Annotated in this window: 16 protein-coding genes; 7 read left to right on the top strand and 9 right to left on the bottom strand. The window is 38.8% G+C overall.

All coding sequences use genetic code 11. The features are described 5' to 3' along the window. Nucleotides 1–130 precede the first annotated feature (130 nt). Nucleotides 131–610, bottom strand: coding sequence for a thioredoxin-dependent thiol peroxidase (bcp, locus tag AAEY68_RS16470; RefSeq protein ID WP_002963124.1), 480 nt, complete (start codon nucleotides 608–610; stop codon nucleotides 131–133). 11 nt (nucleotides 611–621) lie between these two features. Beyond that, on the bottom strand, nucleotides 622–1,155 hold the full coding sequence (locus AAEY68_RS16465) for a glycine cleavage system transcriptional repressor (protein WP_007583906.1): 534 nt from the start codon (nucleotides 1,153–1,155) through the stop codon (nucleotides 622–624). Nucleotides 1,156–1,514: 359 nt separating this feature from the next. Here AAEY68_RS16465 and bamC point away from each other — a divergent pair, with 359 nt between their 5' ends. Together bamC and AAEY68_RS16455 are read left to right on the top strand one after the other, a co-directional pair. Next, on the top strand, nucleotides 1,515–2,576 hold the full coding sequence (bamC, locus tag AAEY68_RS16460) for an NlpB/DapX family lipoprotein (protein ID WP_024591010.1): 1,062 nt from the start codon (nucleotides 1,515–1,517) through the stop codon (nucleotides 2,574–2,576). A 66-nt stretch (nucleotides 2,577–2,642) separates the two neighbouring features. Continuing rightward, entirely contained in the window at nucleotides 2,643–4,010 is a 1,368-nt protein-coding gene (locus AAEY68_RS16455; protein ID WP_350586445.1) for a YjiH family protein, read from the top strand. 53 nt (nucleotides 4,011–4,063) lie between these two features. On the opposite strand, the gene AAEY68_RS16450 is transcribed toward AAEY68_RS16455, so the two are convergent. Together AAEY68_RS16450 and AAEY68_RS16445 are read right to left on the bottom strand one after the other, a co-directional pair. Further along, nucleotides 4,064–4,210 (bottom strand): DUF2897 family protein, encoded by a 147-nt coding sequence (locus tag AAEY68_RS16450; RefSeq protein WP_007583912.1) that lies wholly within the window; start codon nucleotides 4,208–4,210, stop codon nucleotides 4,064–4,066. A gap of 107 nt (nucleotides 4,211–4,317) precedes the next feature. After that, the gene (locus tag AAEY68_RS16445) at nucleotides 4,318–4,854 is read right to left on the bottom strand and encodes an acyloxyacyl hydrolase (protein WP_024592364.1); all 537 of its coding nucleotides are present in this window, start codon (nucleotides 4,852–4,854) and stop codon (nucleotides 4,318–4,320) included. 244 nt (nucleotides 4,855–5,098) lie between these two features. Between AAEY68_RS16445 and AAEY68_RS16440 the strand changes: the two genes are divergently transcribed. Together AAEY68_RS16440 and AAEY68_RS16435 are read left to right on the top strand one after the other, a co-directional pair. Continuing rightward, the gene (locus AAEY68_RS16440) at nucleotides 5,099–5,692 is read left to right on the top strand and encodes an MlaC/ttg2D family ABC transporter substrate-binding protein (RefSeq protein ID WP_007583914.1); all 594 of its coding nucleotides are present in this window, start codon (nucleotides 5,099–5,101) and stop codon (nucleotides 5,690–5,692) included. A gap of 230 nt (nucleotides 5,693–5,922) precedes the next feature. Continuing rightward, nucleotides 5,923–7,260: an ankyrin repeat domain-containing protein gene (locus AAEY68_RS16435; protein WP_010555074.1), complete on the top strand. Its 1,338-nt coding sequence runs from the start codon at nucleotides 5,923–5,925 to the stop codon at nucleotides 7,258–7,260. An 82-nt stretch (nucleotides 7,261–7,342) separates the two neighbouring features. Here the strand turns inward: AAEY68_RS16435 and AAEY68_RS16430 are convergent, their stop codons facing one another. From AAEY68_RS16430 to AAEY68_RS16410, 5 genes are read right to left on the bottom strand one after another with little or no spacing between them, the layout of a single operon-like run. After that, on the bottom strand, nucleotides 7,343–7,786 hold the full coding sequence (locus tag AAEY68_RS16430) for a DUF2069 domain-containing protein (protein WP_007581036.1): 444 nt from the start codon (nucleotides 7,784–7,786) through the stop codon (nucleotides 7,343–7,345). Beyond that, on the bottom strand, nucleotides 7,783–8,337 hold the full coding sequence (gene wrbA, locus AAEY68_RS16425; RefSeq protein ID WP_007581039.1) for an NAD(P)H:quinone oxidoreductase: 555 nt from the start codon (nucleotides 8,335–8,337) through the stop codon (nucleotides 7,783–7,785). Before wrbA ends, AAEY68_RS16430 begins: the two co-directional genes overlap by 4 nt. Continuing rightward, complete coding sequence (gene arsC / locus AAEY68_RS16420; RefSeq protein ID WP_007581040.1) at nucleotides 8,337–8,684, bottom strand: arsenate reductase (glutaredoxin); 348 nt, start codon at nucleotides 8,682–8,684, stop codon at nucleotides 8,337–8,339. Before arsC ends, wrbA begins: the two co-directional genes overlap by 1 nt. Nucleotides 8,685–8,737: 53 nt before the next feature. Continuing rightward, nucleotides 8,738–10,195, bottom strand: coding sequence for a beta-barrel assembly-enhancing protease (gene bepA, locus AAEY68_RS16415; protein WP_007581042.1), 1,458 nt, complete (start codon nucleotides 10,193–10,195; stop codon nucleotides 8,738–8,740). Between the two features lies 1 nt (nucleotide 10,196). Then, the gene (locus AAEY68_RS16410; protein WP_007581045.1) at nucleotides 10,197–10,862 is read right to left on the bottom strand and encodes a hypothetical protein; all 666 of its coding nucleotides are present in this window, start codon (nucleotides 10,860–10,862) and stop codon (nucleotides 10,197–10,199) included. A gap of 145 nt (nucleotides 10,863–11,007) precedes the next feature. Here AAEY68_RS16410 and AAEY68_RS16405 point away from each other — a divergent pair, with 145 nt between their 5' ends. The 3 genes from AAEY68_RS16405 (at nucleotide 11,008) to AAEY68_RS16395 (ending at nucleotide 14,686) form a co-directional block, all read left to right on the top strand. Next, complete coding sequence (locus AAEY68_RS16405; protein WP_024591004.1) at nucleotides 11,008–11,226, top strand: hypothetical protein; 219 nt, start codon at nucleotides 11,008–11,010, stop codon at nucleotides 11,224–11,226. Beyond that, nucleotides 11,219–12,295, top strand: a complete 1,077-nt coding sequence (locus AAEY68_RS16400; protein WP_007581049.1) for an AI-2E family transporter — start codon at nucleotides 11,219–11,221, stop codon at nucleotides 12,293–12,295. Before AAEY68_RS16405 ends, AAEY68_RS16400 begins: the two co-directional genes overlap by 8 nt. A gap of 135 nt (nucleotides 12,296–12,430) precedes the next feature. Then, nucleotides 12,431–14,686: an aminotransferase class V-fold PLP-dependent enzyme gene (locus AAEY68_RS16395; protein ID WP_350586442.1), complete on the top strand. Its 2,256-nt coding sequence runs from the start codon at nucleotides 12,431–12,433 to the stop codon at nucleotides 14,684–14,686. Nucleotides 14,687–14,993: the final 307 nt, after the last annotated feature.

Raw genomic sequence — 14,993 nt, 5'->3', positions numbered from 1 at the left:
AACAAATTATTTACTCGATTACTATTTAAGTTTTTATATAGCACAAATGTGTAGGCATAAAAAAAGCGTTGCCCTTGAGCAACGCTTTTCTGTACTTTTCTAGCAGCGAGTAACTTACTCTGCCGCTAGCTTATTCTGCTGCAAGATAATCCAAAACCACTTGATGGTGATCTTTAGTTTTAAACTTATCAAATAGGTGTTTTATTTTACCGTCTTGGCCTACTAAAAACGTTAGGCGGTGAATACCATCGTACTCTTTACCCATAAACTTTTTGTAGCCCCATACACCAAATGCTTCTGCAATGGCGTGGTCTTCATCGGCTAATAAATCAAAGTTAAGCTCTTTTTTAGTTTCAAAGTTTTTAAGGCGCTTAATTGGATCTGGGCTAATACCTACAACGCGGGTGTTAAATTTAGCAAGCTGTGCTTGCTCATCGCGTAGGTTTTCGGCTTGTACAGTACAACCCGGCGTTGACGCTTTAGGGTAAAAGTACACAAGCACTTGTTGCTCTTTTAACAGCTCGCTTAATGTTACTGTTTCGTCGTTTTGGTTTTGTAGGCTAAAAGCGGGTGCAGTATCGCCAGCTTGTAATGGACTAATTGTGTTCATGTTTAGCATCCTTAACGAATTCGTTTAAAAATATAATCTACGTTTAGTGTGTGAGAAAGGCTCTCAAAACTAATTTTAAATTGATCTATATCTACATCAACAGGTATGTTGAATTCAAGTTCACAACGCATTTTAATGTTGTCTTCTTGAGAATAAGTGTCTGACTTAAGTGAGCAAATACTAATATTATTGTCGGCAAAAAAGCGCGTTACTTTGCTCAATGTGCCAGGGGTGTCTATGCCTGTGTATTCTAGGGTGTAACCTGCACAAAACTCGCTAGGAGTATGACTCGCTGTGCGCTTCATCATGGTTAGCAGGCCAAGTTCCATGGCTTTAGTTGGCAGTACGTGCTCTATGCGGCTTATTGCCGACATGTCGCCGCTAAGTAGCATTATGAAGGTAAATTCGCAGCCTAAAATAGCAATACGGCTGTCAATAATGTTGCAGTGGCAATCGCTAACCAGTTGGGTTAGTTCACTTACAATACCGGGTCTGTCTTCGCCAATCGCTGTTAAAACAATTTGATGATTTGAAAATGCAGTCATGAGTTCAAATACCTTGTTACTTGGATTATATCAACCGAGTTGGCAACACCAAAAATACACACGAGAAGTTGCACGGCGGCGAAGTTTAACACAAAAAGGGCTCTAAACTACAGCACACGCTAATTAAGCGCTTTTAAAGTGCGGTGTTTCTTGTTTTTACTGGCACGGGAAAGTACCATAGCTAAAATTTGCTTATTTGCGCTTAGTTTTATTGCTAAGTTGAAGTGCTGAACTTTATTGCATTTAGGCAGCCAAATAATAAATGTAAAGTTAATATTGATTTTACACTGAACCAAATCGGCATTACCCACTCATATATTTGTTAAAACAATTAAAGGGTATGCTAAGGAGAAATATCTGTGCAGTATTGGATCCCAAAAGCACTTGCAGTAAGTGTATTGGTAAGTTTATCAGGGTGTAGTGTATTTATTAATAAGGCACATGACGAACGTAACTATCGTACACATGAGCCTGTAAAAGCACCAACGTCGTTATCTCAACCAGCTCAAGACCCAGTTTATAAAATGGATGTAGGTCAATACGACAACAATCCTGAAGCTACAAATTACCGCCCACCGGCACAAGTATTAACAATTGCTAAAGGCAGTTGGGTAGAAGAGACAGATAAACAAGCGCGTATTTATTTTGATAAAAACGATGGCATTGCTGATTTAGATGAATTTCTTTGGGACACGATTCAATCAGTCCTTGCTGATAACAATGCAGGAACCACTAAAGAAGACAAGCTACTAGGTACTATTGAAACTGATTGGTACTCAATCATTAAAACCGAAGAAGGTTTTTGGTGGTGGGGCGATGAAGTTAACGATGACTTAGAAAAATTTAGATTCACTATTGAAGAAAAGTCACATCAGCGTACTGCGTCTTTACGTGTAGAGCTGATTGATTTTAAAGGCGACCATACGCTAACTGATTTGTTAAAACAGCAGTTAGAAGTACGTGCGCTTAACCAAGTAGTGAGCGAGTTTGATTACCGTTACCGTCAACTTGAAGTTGATATGCGTAAACGCCAAGGTATTATTTCTCTTGAAATGGGCTTTGATAACAAAGGTAATGCAGCACTTGTAACTGAGCAATCTTACGAAGCTGTGTTTGACCGTTTCTCTGGGTTTTTAGAGCGCTTGTCGTTCACTATTGTTGAAATTAACCCAGATACGGGCTTAATTACTGCTGATTACACTAAACCAGAAACAAGTGTTTGGGATTCAATTTGGGGTGATGACGTAGCTCAACTACCTATTGATGAAGGCCAATACCAAATTTTAGTAAGTAAAACTAAAGAAGGCGGTACTAGCTTAACGTGGATGGATGACAAAGGCGAAACGCTTGAGCCAGGTACTATGAATGGTTTACAACAAGCATTAGAAGCAGCACTCATTCAGCGCGGCATTAAAATTTAAATAATAATAAGTTTTACCACAAAAAGAGCGATATGCTCTTTTTGTGGTTTTTATAGGTTAATAAATATGTCTCAGCTACCTCATCGTTCACACTACACGTGGCGCACCTGGTTTACTTTTTTGGTTCCTTCGTTAATTGGTGTGTTTTTATTTATGACACCCATTAGTACCTCGCAAGGGATGACCATTCCTATTGCCGTTATGGCAAAAGCGGTTCAAGCAATGATGCTTGGCTCTGCTCAAGCAATTATTACTCTCATTATTTGTATTACAGGGGTTATTTCTGTAATTACTAAAGTGTTTAAACCCGCCGCTATATGTAACTCACCTTTATTAAAGCATTTATTTGATGTGAGCTGGACATGGCTGGTGGTGCGCTTATTTGGTATGGCGTTTGGTTTAATGACGTACTTAAGCCTAGGCAGCGAGATGATTACCTCGGCCAATACTGGCGCGCTGGTATTAAATGACTTATTGCCAGTGTTGTTTTCGGTATTTATTTTAGCGGGCTTATTACTGCCGCTATTAATTAACTTTGGTCTACTAGAGCTTGCTGGTACGTTAATGACTAAAGTAATGCGCCCTGTATTTGGTGTACCGGGTAGAAGTGCGGTTGACTGTACTGCATCGTGGTTGGGTGATGGCAGTGTGGGTATTTTAATGACTGCAAAGCAGTATGAGCAAAAGCACTATACACAACGCGAAGCGGCTATTATTGGTACTACGTTTTCAGCAGTTTCAATTACGTTTAGTTTAGTGGTGCTTGGGCAAGTTAAACTTGAATACCTATTTGCACCGTTTTACGCAACGGTATGTTTAGCCGGTATTGTTGCCGCTATTATTGTGCCGCGATTACCGCCACTGCGTTTTAAAAAAGATTTACTCATTGATGGCACCGAGCCAGATAGAGACGCTGAAGCAATACCTGATCATAAAAGCTTATTTGGTCACTCATTAGATATAGCACTAGCTAAAGCAGATAATTCAACAGGTGTTAAAGGGACTATAAAAGAGGGCTTACATAACGCGCTTGATATGGTGTTTGGTGTATTGCCTGTGGTTATGGCGGTAGGTACATTTGCACTGATTATTGCTGAGCATACGCCTATATTTCAGTATTTAGGTATGCCGTTTGTGCCATTTTTAGAGCTATTGCAAGTACCCGAAGCAGCAGCTGCCTCACAAACTATTATGGTTGGTTTTGCTGATATGTTTATTCCGTCAATATTAGCAACGACTATTGAAAGTGATGTAACGCGCTTTATTATTGCCGCAATGAGTGTAACTCAGCTTATTTATATGTCTGAGGTGGGCGCACTTTTACTTGGCAGTAAAATACCGGTAAATATTTTAGAGTTGTTTATTATATTTATTTTGCGAACGCTAATTACTTTACCTGTTATTGCGCTAATGGCGCATTGGTTAGTAGGCTAAATTAACGAAAATATAATTAAGCGAATTGGTATTATTAAAAAAGCCCTGATTAATCAGGGCTTTTTTGTGTCTGTTGTATTTTTAATATTGGCGTTGGGCTTTTTAAACTCCGTTTTTGCAGAGAGTCTAATCAGCGCAATATTACCAATGACAATAGCAAAAACAACGGCGACAATAATTACAATATGCCAAGTTTGCATCGCAGTATCACTTAATATTTAGTACGTTTAAGTGTGACCGTTTTACGCTATAACAGCAATTAAATTACTCAAAACATAATCAATAACTTTAAACACAATCAATAACCTTAAAAACGTCTAGCTACCGAAAGCGTTAAAAAGTTAAGCCCTGGGTTTGGCTCTTTAAAGCCTGCGTTTGAATAGTGAATAACTCTAAGGGCAACGTTAGTATGACCAAAGTCGGCAACAAGGCCTATGCGGTCTTCAAACTGGTAGTGAGTACTTATGTTTTTACCGGCAAACTGCGTTTCATCAATCAGTGATACACCAATGCCTGCTTCTACATAAAATGGGGTGTTGTTAAAACTAAAGGCAGGAAATTGCAGCACAGGTGACATAGCAAGTACTAGGTTTGATTGTGCTTCATCGCCGTGGCGGTATTCCCACATATTTACGCTGGTTTCAAAGTAAAAGCGTGCATCACCAATTATATTTTGCATGCTAGGTGCATGATACTGATACGCAAGCTTAACGCCGTTTACGTTACCTTCGCCTTTGAGAAAATCAACGGCATAACCGTGGTTCGATTGAGCAAAAGCAAATTTGCCAAAAAGTGAAGCTACTAATACAAAAGAGATAATAAGTGTTTTAAGTGACGTTTTCATAGGTGCCAAATTTTTGTCTGATTCAAGTGATAACTAAATGATAAGGGCGACCTATTAACAATTACAATGAGGACAAAATGCCGGTTGTATATGGCCTGTTAATGGAGGTTTCTAACTGCTTGAATTTATTTTAGTTATTTTATTGGTGCGATTTGGGCATTAATAAGTTGCTTATTTGTGCCTTTTTTATTGCGTATAGTTCGCGTAAATTACAGCCATCTTAATCACACAGACATATACAATTATGAAACTCTTTAAACTATTCGTTTTAGCCACTGCTTTTTTTAGTAGTTCGTTATTTGCACAAACTCAGCAATCGCCAGATCAGTTACTTGAATCAGTAGCCGATAAGCTATTTGCAGACATTGGCCAAGTAAATTCAAAAGGCACAGCAAGCAAAGAAGCGATGGCTGCCATTGTTGAAAAACGTTTAATGCCACATATCGATGTTAAGTTTGTGTCGTTTAAATTATTAGGTAAACACATTAAAGGCATTGAGCGCGAACAGGCAGTTCAATTTATAGATGCAGTAGAGCATTACTTAACAGGCACATACGCCGGTGCACTAATGAAGTACACAGGTCAAAAAGTAGTATTTGAGCGTAATAACGCAAAAAGTGACTCTGAGTACGCAACAGTTAATACACAAATTATTGAGCCAAATGCGCCTACAATCGACTTAAGTTTTAAGCTTCGTTTAGGTAAAAATGATGAGTGGAAAGTATACGATATTGTTGCCGAAGGCATTTCACTATTAAGTGCTAAGCAAAAAGAGATTATTCAACGCATTTCTGAAGTGGGTTTAGATCAAGTTATTAGCGAGTTAAAAAGTAAATAGACTATTTGTCTGGCTCTGATTAAGCCCAACTCCAACCTCAAAAACGGCCAATTACTTATGTACTTGGCCGTTTTTATATTTGTAAGTAAAGGATTGTTGTTATTGCGTAATTTTGCGCTAGCAGCAAAACAAAGGTGTGCTAGAATATCGACACTTTGATTAAGCGTGGTGTCAGCTAAAAACTGATATAACTTACCACCCCCAAGCCACACTGGAGTTGTGTTGTTTTAATGGAAAATGTACTGATTTGGCCAAAGGAATACCCATTACTTATTAAAGGACTGGTAGAACAAAACGGTGCCTTTATTTTAGATGCTTTGGAAGCTTGGCCTGCTTGTCGTTCTACAAATGAAGACGATGGTGTATGCACCACCGTGTTACCGCCTATTTATTATTTGGCATGGCTAACCCCGCTAGAACCATTTGAAGAATGTTACTTTCAACATATCTCTGAATATGACGAAGACGCACAAGCGTATATTAGTGCGGTTAAAAGCCATTACTACGATAATGAATACACCCCTGAAAGCTTAGTGCTTATGCTATGCCAGCGCCTTGAAAAATACGCAAGTGTGGCTGCACAAAATACCATAGATACGCCACTGTCTTTAGTCGATTTGTTTTTTAGTAAACGCTATTTCACGTTAATTGAGCATGCGCTAAATAATAAAAGTAAACTTTCGGCAAAAGATACATTAGCCCTTTGGAAAGAAGTTGATTTTAGAGAGCGCTTAAGTGCGTTTATTCCAGAGTCTATTGCTGATTTAGATACTCTTTCTGAACTTGCCAGCGAAAAAGTAGCAGCGGGTAAAGACTATTTTACGTTGCTTACACAGGTTTCTCCTGATGTTGACTCTGTTGTACTGCTAGAAAAAGCATTATTAACGCACCTGCGTAAAAAAACAGCCAAGCAAACAATGGCAATGCGTTTTATTGAGCAAGGCGCTACAGGTGTTCTTGCTGATGAAAACAATAAAACAGCTTTTATGTGGGCCGCCGAAAAAGGCTTTGTAAATGTGGTTGAAACGCTACTTGCAAAGCAAGACAAAAAAGCGGTTGATAATTTAGGTAACACAGCACTTCATTACGCTGTATTTGCTAAAAATGAATCGTTAATGGTGCTGCTTATTAAAGCGGGCTATAACTTTAGAGCGCGCAATAAAGAAGGTTTAAGTTGTTACCGTTTGGCGGTTAGTATTAAAGCTAATAACTTAGTTAAATGCTTAGAGCGTGACTTTGGTATTAAAGAGCTTTCGCCGGAAGGGCAGTTTGATCGCATTAAAAAAGTACATGTGCTGCACGCTATTGTCACTATATTGCTGCCTTTGCAGTTGTTCTTCTTTTTTGATGAAACACTCTCTATTAAAAGTGAGCTAACGCTGAGTTTAACTATGGCGGCAGTGATTTGTTTTTTCTTTGCGACCACTTTAAAACGCTGTGCGTTATATCCACATATTAAACACCCTTGGGGTTTATTTGTGCTTAGAGGCTTTTCGTTTATTAGCTTAATTGCTCAAATAGGGTTGGCGAGTATTGTGGTGCTAGCTGCCTTAAGTGATTTAGTTTAGTCACTTTTAAACAGCTAATAAAAAACGCGCTTAAAGCAATTTAAGCGCGTTTTTTGTGTTTATAACCGTTTATGGTTAAGCCTTATTTACCGTGCTCATTTGCTGCTTTTTCTTCAGCTAGTTCTTCTTTAAGCTTACGGATTTTTAAACCTTGTTCTTGTCCGCGGTGTCTTGCGTAGTAAGTACAGCCAATAAACATTGAAGAGGCAAACACAAGCTCTAGCAATACCCAAATTAATTCATCAGGAGCGGCCCACAGCATGGTAAGTCCGTGAATAAAATACAACATTACAACAAAGTTAGCCCACGCATAAGTGTATGTATTATCTTTAATTATGCCTCTTAGCGGCAGTAGTAACGGAATAATAGGCAAAAATAAAGACACTAAACTCGCATTACCATTTAGAGGTGGCACAAAATACATCCACAGTGGAATAAGAACAAGTAAACCTACATAGCCAAATAGTGCGGCACGCTGAAACTTTACTGTAATCGGCTTTTTAGCTGGGTTGTCAGCTGTATTCATTTAAGTTTTCTCGCAATGTGAGTAAGGCGTTTACCAACGCTTTGGCATATTTTAATTTCGTCTTTGCTTAGCTGTGCACTATTAGCGCTGCCAGCAACGTGTGTTGCACCGTATGGTGTTCCACCTGTTTGTGTTGCAAGTAGTTCGGGTACATCGTACGGCACGCCCAGTAGCATCATACCGTGGTGTAATAGTGGCAGAGATAAGTTAAGTAAGGTTGCTTCATTACCACCATGCATACTGCTTGATGACGAAAACACACATGCTGGCTTATCTATTAGCTGACCTTTTAACCATAAGTCGCTGGTGGTTTCCCAAAAGCTTTTAGCTTGAGAGGCCATCATGCCAAATCGGGTTGGTGTACCAAATGCTAAACCATCGCAATTTATTAAATCATCTTTGGTGATCACAATGTCGTGCGCATTTTTAGCCACAAAGGTGCGAAGCAGTGCTGTAGCACCTTGTTGCTCTATCGACTCTGCTATTTCGTGAGCCATTGCTTCAACTGAGCCATGGCTTGAGTGATAAAGCACCACTATGGTTGCACTCATTATAAAACGCTTAGTACGTTTTCTGGTGGACGACCAATCGCTGCTTTATTGTTATTCACTACAATAGGGCGTTCAATTAGTTTTGGATTTTGTACCATGGCATCTATTAATGCTGATTCACTGCTTTCATCTTTTAAATTAAGTGCTTTGTAGTCATCTTCTTTTGTGCGCATTAATTCACGTACGGATGAAAAACCAAGTTGGATTACAAGCGTTGAAATTTGCTCGTGTGTAAGAGGCGTTTTTAAATACTCTACAACACTTGGCTCTATTGCTTTACTTTGCAGTAGTGCTAGCGTTTCGCGTGATTTAGAACAACGTGGGTTGTGGTAAATAGTAACAGACATAAAATGATTCCAAAGTGTGAATTGCGTCTATTTTAGGGTAAGCGCTTGCAGACTTAAAGTCTTGCAAGCTCTTTTTGTAAAAGTCGATACTGGGTAAGTAGTGCTTTTAAACGTTGTTGCTTTACAAGTTGAGTAGGCTCTACAAAGTTTAGTGCTTTTTGTACTTCGTCTGCGGCTTTTAAATAAGCACCATATTGCGCTAATACATCGGCGTTAGCTTCGTGATAAGAGGCTAATTTATCTTGTTTTTTATACGCGTCGGCAAGGAGTTGTTTGCCTAAGTTATGATCTGGCTTTTCGAGTAAAAAACTCTTTAAAATATTTTCAGCAAGCTCATATTGCTCAGCTTCAAGTGCTGAGTTGGCATAGTTAAGTGTAATTACCTGATTATTAGGGCGATACTGATTTAAATCCGCTAAAAACTTAACGGCTTCATCTGCCTTTTTTTGTGCAATAAGTAAATCGGTATGGGTATCTATATAAAATAAGTTTTTAGGATCGTTTTTTAAAAGCTCGTCTAATATTGGCGCTGCTTCATCAAGCTTTTTTTGATCAAGCAAGCTTATGGCTAAGCCATACTTTAATGCAGTGTTGTTGTAGGTGTTTTCGCGCAGTAGCTTTCTAAATAGATCTTCTGCGTTTTCTGGTTTGTTGTCATAGCGGGCAAGCACTCGACTTTTTGCTAAATTAAACTCAAGGCTCGCATTCATAAGGCGCACAGGAAATTGCTCTGCACGCAAACGTACATCTGATACACGACTCTCTGGTAATGGGTGAGTTAGCAAAAATGCTGGTGGCTTGTATTTATAGCGAATTTGCGCTGCAAGTTTAGTTAAAAACTCACTCGATGCACGGGGATCAAATCCTGCATTATTAAGTGTTTGCATGCCTATGCGGTCAGCTTCTTGCTCAGCTGAGCGGCTATGCGTTAACTGACTAAAAGCAGATTGTGTTTGGCTGGCAGATATAATGGCAATACCCGCGTCGGGTGCAACAACGGTTGCTAATATACCTGCAATCATACCGGCAATGGTCAGCGCGCTGTTATCTTGTTGCTGCTGTATTCTACGTGCTAAGTGGCGCTGTGTTACGTGAGCAATTTCGTGACCAAGTACCGAAGCAAACTGGCTCTCGTTATCGGCTTGAGCTATTAACCCGGTGTGTACACCTACATGCCCGCCATAAAATGCAAACGCATTTATTTCCGAGTTATTTATCCAAAAAAACGAAAACGGAAAACGTACATCGTTAGCATTAGCAACAAGTTTACGGCCAATAGTCGTGAGGTATTCATCTAGCACAGGATCGTTTATAACTGGCGATGAACCTCGTATTTGCATCATCATTACTTCGCCAATAGCTTGTTCTTTTTCAAGTGGCAGTGCTTGTAGTGCAGATGTTCCTAAATCAGGAAGTGTGAAATTGGTTTGCGCTTTTAAAGGTTCGCTTACTAATAAGCTAAACGTAAGCGCGGCACTGCATAAAGTGATAAATGCTGATTTTAGCTGCATTTTATTCCTTGTTAATTTGTTCGCCAATTGCAATTTTGGCTATGTCTATTTCGTCACTGCTTGCACGGCTGTCTTTTTCGCACAATTGGTATAGTTCTTTTATTGTGACTCCATCAAGCTTTACAACGTTCAATTCTCGCTGCAAAAAAGTAATAATTTTATGTACTACTTTATGTGCATGTAAAATAATGGCTTTATCTGCTTTGTCGCCCCGTTCAAAATAAAAGCCAATAAACTTATGTAACTGACTTATTCTGATCAGGTTCTTCATTGAATGTGGATCCCACACTCTAAACTCCATAAAGCGATTATTTTTTATGTATTGGTCAACAATAACATCTTTAGCATAAGGCTGTGCCCATAGCTCAAAGCCTCTGTCGGTAAAAACTTGGTGCAGCGCAATACGTGGCTTATGTTTGGTGTGTATTACACCAAGGCTGTCTTCATGGCCTTCTAATAGATCTAAGTTCCAATTGCGTTTATCTATAAGTTGTTTAACTGCATTATCGAATCCATGATCTAAAATTCCTTCTGATTCGCTTATTGATGAGGCAACAAGGTGATAAAAAGGAGGTAGTTCGCCCCAGTTAATTTGCTTTTTAAACCAATTAATCTCTTTGAGTGTTGGATTACTGGGTAGTTGCGCTTTATTATGCGTGCCAGGCATTAACTTATCCTTACTGCTAGTTATGTTATAAGGATAAACTATTGCAGGTATTGTTTTAACAAAAAGTTACAATGGTTTGGGTATATAAGTATATTGACCGTAAATATGCGACTTATTATTCATTTACTATACGGATAAAGTAGTTATGGTAGAGCGCGATTTAAAAGAGTTTAAATGCCCTCAGCAATTTGTGCAGTTTAAACTTGCGCTACGAAGTGCGCAATCTTCAAAACAACGTATCACTTTTAGTCTTAATAAAGGTGAAAGTGCGAACGATATTGAACGTTTTTTGAAAAAAAATGCTTATAGTTACAATTTTGATAAACAACGTGGGTTGTTATTAGTGGAGCCATTACATGTTTGAATACGTAAAAACATGGTACGAAAGGAAGTTCTCGGATCCTCATTCGTCTACCTTATTATTTTTATTATTAGCCTCAGTGGCCTTACTTTACTTTTTTGGCTCGTTAATTGTTCCTGTGCTTGTAGCATTGGTTATTGCTTACTTACTTGATTGGCCGGTTGTTCATTTAGAGCGCGTTGGCTTAAAACGTTTTACTGCAACGATTATTGTAATGTTGATATTTATTAGCATTATGCTCACCCTTATTTTGGTTATTGGCCCAGTGCTTTGGAAGCAAACCAGTAACTTAGTGCAAGAAACCCCGCATATGTTAGAGCAAGGGAAGTCTTATTTAATGGCTTTACCTGAACAATACCCAAGTTTAATTAACATAGATCAAGTACAAGCTATTGTTGCAACGGTAGAAGCTAAAATCATTGAGTTTGGTCAAACTGTATTGTCGTTTTCACTAACCTCATTAAAAGATGTTGTTGCATGGCTTATATATTTAGTACTTGTGCCGTTACTGGTGTTTTTTATGCTTAAAGATAAGCTGGAGCTAACGGGGAGTATTGCTAAACTGATCCCGCAGCAACGACGCTTGATTTTGCAAGTGTGGCACGAAATGAATCAACAAATTATGAATTACATTCGCGGTAAAGTGTTTGAAATTTTAATTGTTGGTGGTGTGTCTTTTATTGCATTTACTGTTTTAGATTTACGCTACGCCGCACTACTTGGTGTGCTTGTTGGCTTGTCGGTATTAATTCCATTTATTGGCGCGGCACTCGTCACTATTCCGGTAGCGGCAGTTGCGCTGTTTCAGTTTGGATTAGAAACACAGTTTTGGACCATTTTAATTATTTACGGAATTATTCAGGCGCTTGATGGCAACGTACTTGTACCACTGCTGTTTTCTGAGGCGGTTGATTTAAATCCGGTATTTATAATTGTCGCGGTATTATTTTTTGGTGGCTTATGGGGATTTTGGGGCGTATTTTTTGCCATCCCGTTGGCTTCATTAGTAAAAGCGCTAATAACAGCTTGGTCGTCAACGCATGAAGAGATAAGTAAAGAGGTCAGTGAATAGTTAAGTAAACAGACTTTTAGTCTAAAAAAGCATAGTAAACGCACCTCTAGTGCTAATTGATTATTACTCATTACCTGTAAATTTATGTACTATTGGTAATAAGATATATTTTTTAGTAATAAGGTGCGTTTTTTAATGTCTGAGTTTTTATTGCACGATGAGCCAGTAAAACAAGTTTACCTTGATGCAAACGCAACGACCCCTGTGTTGCCTTGTATTGCTGATGTTGTTTCTCATACCATGCAAATATGTTTTGGTAATCCTTCAAGCCCGCACATTACAGGTATTCAAGCCAAGCATTTATTAGAACAAACACGTCAAAAAGCACACACAGTTATTGGCGCAAGTAATGGCGATATTTTATTTACCTCTGGCGCAACAGAAGGCATTCAAACTGCGGTGGTTTCTACGTTAATTGATGCTAAAAAACACCCGATTAAAAACCCCGTATTGTTATATGGCGCTACTGAGCACAAAGCGGTGCCAAATACACTTAAGCACTGGAATAGCGTACTTGACGTTAATGCTGAGGTGCTTGCTATTCCGGTTGATAGTAACGGTATTTTAGATTTAGATTTTATAGCTAAACATATAGATAACGCTTTGATGATTTGCACCATGGCCGTTAATAACGAAACCGGTGTATATCAAGATTTACCTGCTATTGAGCAGGTAATTCGTAGCCGTAATAAAAATGTATCGTGGATGGTGGATTGCGTGCAGGCGCTCGGTAAACAAGCGCTCGCGCTGAGTGATACAACAATAGACTACGCACCTTTTTCGGGGCATAAGCTTTATGCACCGAAAGGTATTGGTTTTTTATATATTCGTAGTGGCAGTGCGTACACACCTTTTATAGCGGGTGGCGGTCAAGAAAGTGGAATGCGCTCAGGCACCGAAAATCTACCCGGTATTGCAGGGTTAAATAAGCTATTTAGTATGTTGCTTGATAAATCAGACAACACGTTTAAGTCTGTTAGCGTACTTAACTCTTATCGAAGCCAGTTACAAAGCGCGATAAAAGACACCTTTGGCGATATTACATTCAATCATGATTTTGCTTATAGCGTGCCTACCACACTTAACTTTGCTGTTAACGATTTAACTAGCAAAGAAGTGATTGATTTATTTGACGCTGCGGGCATTCGCGTAAGTGGTGGTTCGGCTTGTAGTACAGGCGCATCAACAAGTTTTGTTTTAGATGCAATGGGTGCAAGTAAGTGGCAAAGCGAAAACGCGATTAGACTGTCGTTTGGACCTGCTGCAACACAACATGATATTGATGATGCTTGTGTGCGTATTCGCGCTCTCAAAGCAATACTACAGGCAAACTGTTTAATCGTATCTGACAGCACCACACCACAACAAGAAGTATGCGCACTGGGCCTTACTCAATTTAGGCACCAAGGTGCATGTAGTTGGCTTTATGTAAGCGATGATAAACACGCTGTAATTATTGATCCTATTATTGAGCTTATTCCGCGCTTTGAAAAAATAGCTAATACACAAAACTTAACTATATCGGCGGTGCTTAATACTCATCTGCATCAAGAGCGAGAGTCAGCGACTAATTTACTAACCAGCGTTCTTGACTCAAGAGTTGTAAAAGGTGAGGTTGATTCGCTAGGTTGGCCGCTAAATACAGCAAGTATTAACTTGGCAAACGACGTACTTGAAAAAGTAGTTACACCTGGGCACAGCAAAGACAGTGTAAGTTATTTATTAAAAAACAGTAATGGCGAAACGCGTTACTGTTTTTGTGGTGATTTAATACTGCCTGCAGGGCTTGGCAATACATCGCTTATAGGTGGGGATGCAAAAGCAATGGCACGCTCTATTTTAGCAATGAGCGAGCAACTTAATAGCACCAGCATTATTTGCTCAGGGCACGATTACCAACAATGTTTTGCCATGAACTGGGCTGTACAGCAAAACCAAACACCATTACTTGATGCGTTAGTGAGCGGCAGTATTTCAGCTGATGAATTTGCAATACAAAAACAGCAGTACGACGCTTCAAAACAAGTAGATAACACGCAATTGTGTGGTTATGTAAATGCGTTACCTGAGGTTGATACACAGCAATTAAATTTTGATGACGCTAAAGTAATGTTAAACACCAGCGATACATATTTAATAGATACTCGGGAGCCGTATGAGCATGGAGCAAATAATGTTGCTCAGTTATTTAATACGCTAGATGAAAAAACATTAAATATACCACTTAGCAGAATGGCAAATGCGGTATTTGAAGGGCAATTAAACAAAAATAACAAGTACATTTTATTATGCCGTAGTGGTAACCGCTCAAAAATTGCTGCAACTAATTTAATGCAACTAGGATACAAAACGGTTTATAACCTAAGTGGCGGGTTAGCGCTTAGTAATTAAACAAAGATTGTAATTTATACAAAATCGGCTTTAGGGCCGATTTTTTTGTTTTTAAGGTTTATTTGCTCGCAAGGTAAACAAGCCCTAGTAATTAGTGAATAACTATAAAAAGTAATTATTGTGCTGATAAAAATTCATTAATATTTCATTTTGATTGATTAAGCTATCCCGTTGCCTTTAAAATTGCGGGTAAATTAATTTATAAAATTTTTATGATACCGGTGTCAAAAGCTAAAAATTGCGTTATCATCGGCATCTAAAATTATAAAAACAGCACTTTTTTTGCATTTTTAGTTATACTATCGGC

The sequence above is a fragment of the Pseudoalteromonas sp. RB2-MNA-CIBAN-0110 genome (assembly GCF_040309305.1).
Taxonomy (GTDB): Bacteria; Pseudomonadota; Gammaproteobacteria; order Enterobacterales; family Alteromonadaceae; genus Pseudoalteromonas; species Pseudoalteromonas arctica.
This window is presented reverse-complemented; position numbering and strand designations above follow the sequence as displayed.

Excerpts from the sequence above, each read along its gene's own strand:
- bcp (WP_002963124.1), bottom strand. The coding sequence starts at position 610 with ATGAACACAATTAGTCCATTACAAGCTGGCGATACTGCACCCGCTTTT.
- AAEY68_RS16465 (WP_007583906.1), bottom strand. The coding sequence starts at position 1,155 with ATGACTGCATTTTCAAATCATCAAATTGTTTTAACAGCGATTGGCGAA.
- AAEY68_RS16455 (WP_350586445.1), top strand. The coding sequence starts at position 2,643 with ATGTCTCAGCTACCTCATCGTTCACACTACACGTGGCGCACCTGGTTT.
- AAEY68_RS16450 (WP_007583912.1), bottom strand. The coding sequence starts at position 4,210 with ATGCAAACTTGGCATATTGTAATTATTGTCGCCGTTGTTTTTGCTATT.
- AAEY68_RS16445 (WP_024592364.1), bottom strand. The coding sequence starts at position 4,854 with ATGAAAACGTCACTTAAAACACTTATTATCTCTTTTGTATTAGTAGCT.
- AAEY68_RS16440 (WP_007583914.1), top strand. The coding sequence starts at position 5,099 with ATGAAACTCTTTAAACTATTCGTTTTAGCCACTGCTTTTTTTAGTAGT.
- AAEY68_RS16435 (WP_010555074.1), top strand. The coding sequence starts at position 5,923 with ATGGAAAATGTACTGATTTGGCCAAAGGAATACCCATTACTTATTAAA.
- AAEY68_RS16430 (WP_007581036.1), bottom strand. The coding sequence starts at position 7,786 with ATGAATACAGCTGACAACCCAGCTAAAAAGCCGATTACAGTAAAGTTT.
- wrbA (WP_007581039.1), bottom strand. The coding sequence starts at position 8,337 with ATGAGTGCAACCATAGTGGTGCTTTATCACTCAAGCCATGGCTCAGTT.
- arsC (WP_007581040.1), bottom strand. The coding sequence starts at position 8,684 with ATGTCTGTTACTATTTACCACAACCCACGTTGTTCTAAATCACGCGAA.
- bepA (WP_007581042.1), bottom strand. The coding sequence starts at position 10,195 with ATGCAGCTAAAATCAGCATTTATCACTTTATGCAGTGCCGCGCTTACG.
- AAEY68_RS16410 (WP_007581045.1), bottom strand. The coding sequence starts at position 10,862 with ATGCCTGGCACGCATAATAAAGCGCAACTACCCAGTAATCCAACACTC.
- AAEY68_RS16405 (WP_024591004.1), top strand. The coding sequence starts at position 11,008 with ATGGTAGAGCGCGATTTAAAAGAGTTTAAATGCCCTCAGCAATTTGTG.
- AAEY68_RS16400 (WP_007581049.1), top strand. The coding sequence starts at position 11,219 with ATGTTTGAATACGTAAAAACATGGTACGAAAGGAAGTTCTCGGATCCT.
- AAEY68_RS16395 (WP_350586442.1), top strand. The coding sequence starts at position 12,431 with ATGTCTGAGTTTTTATTGCACGATGAGCCAGTAAAACAAGTTTACCTT.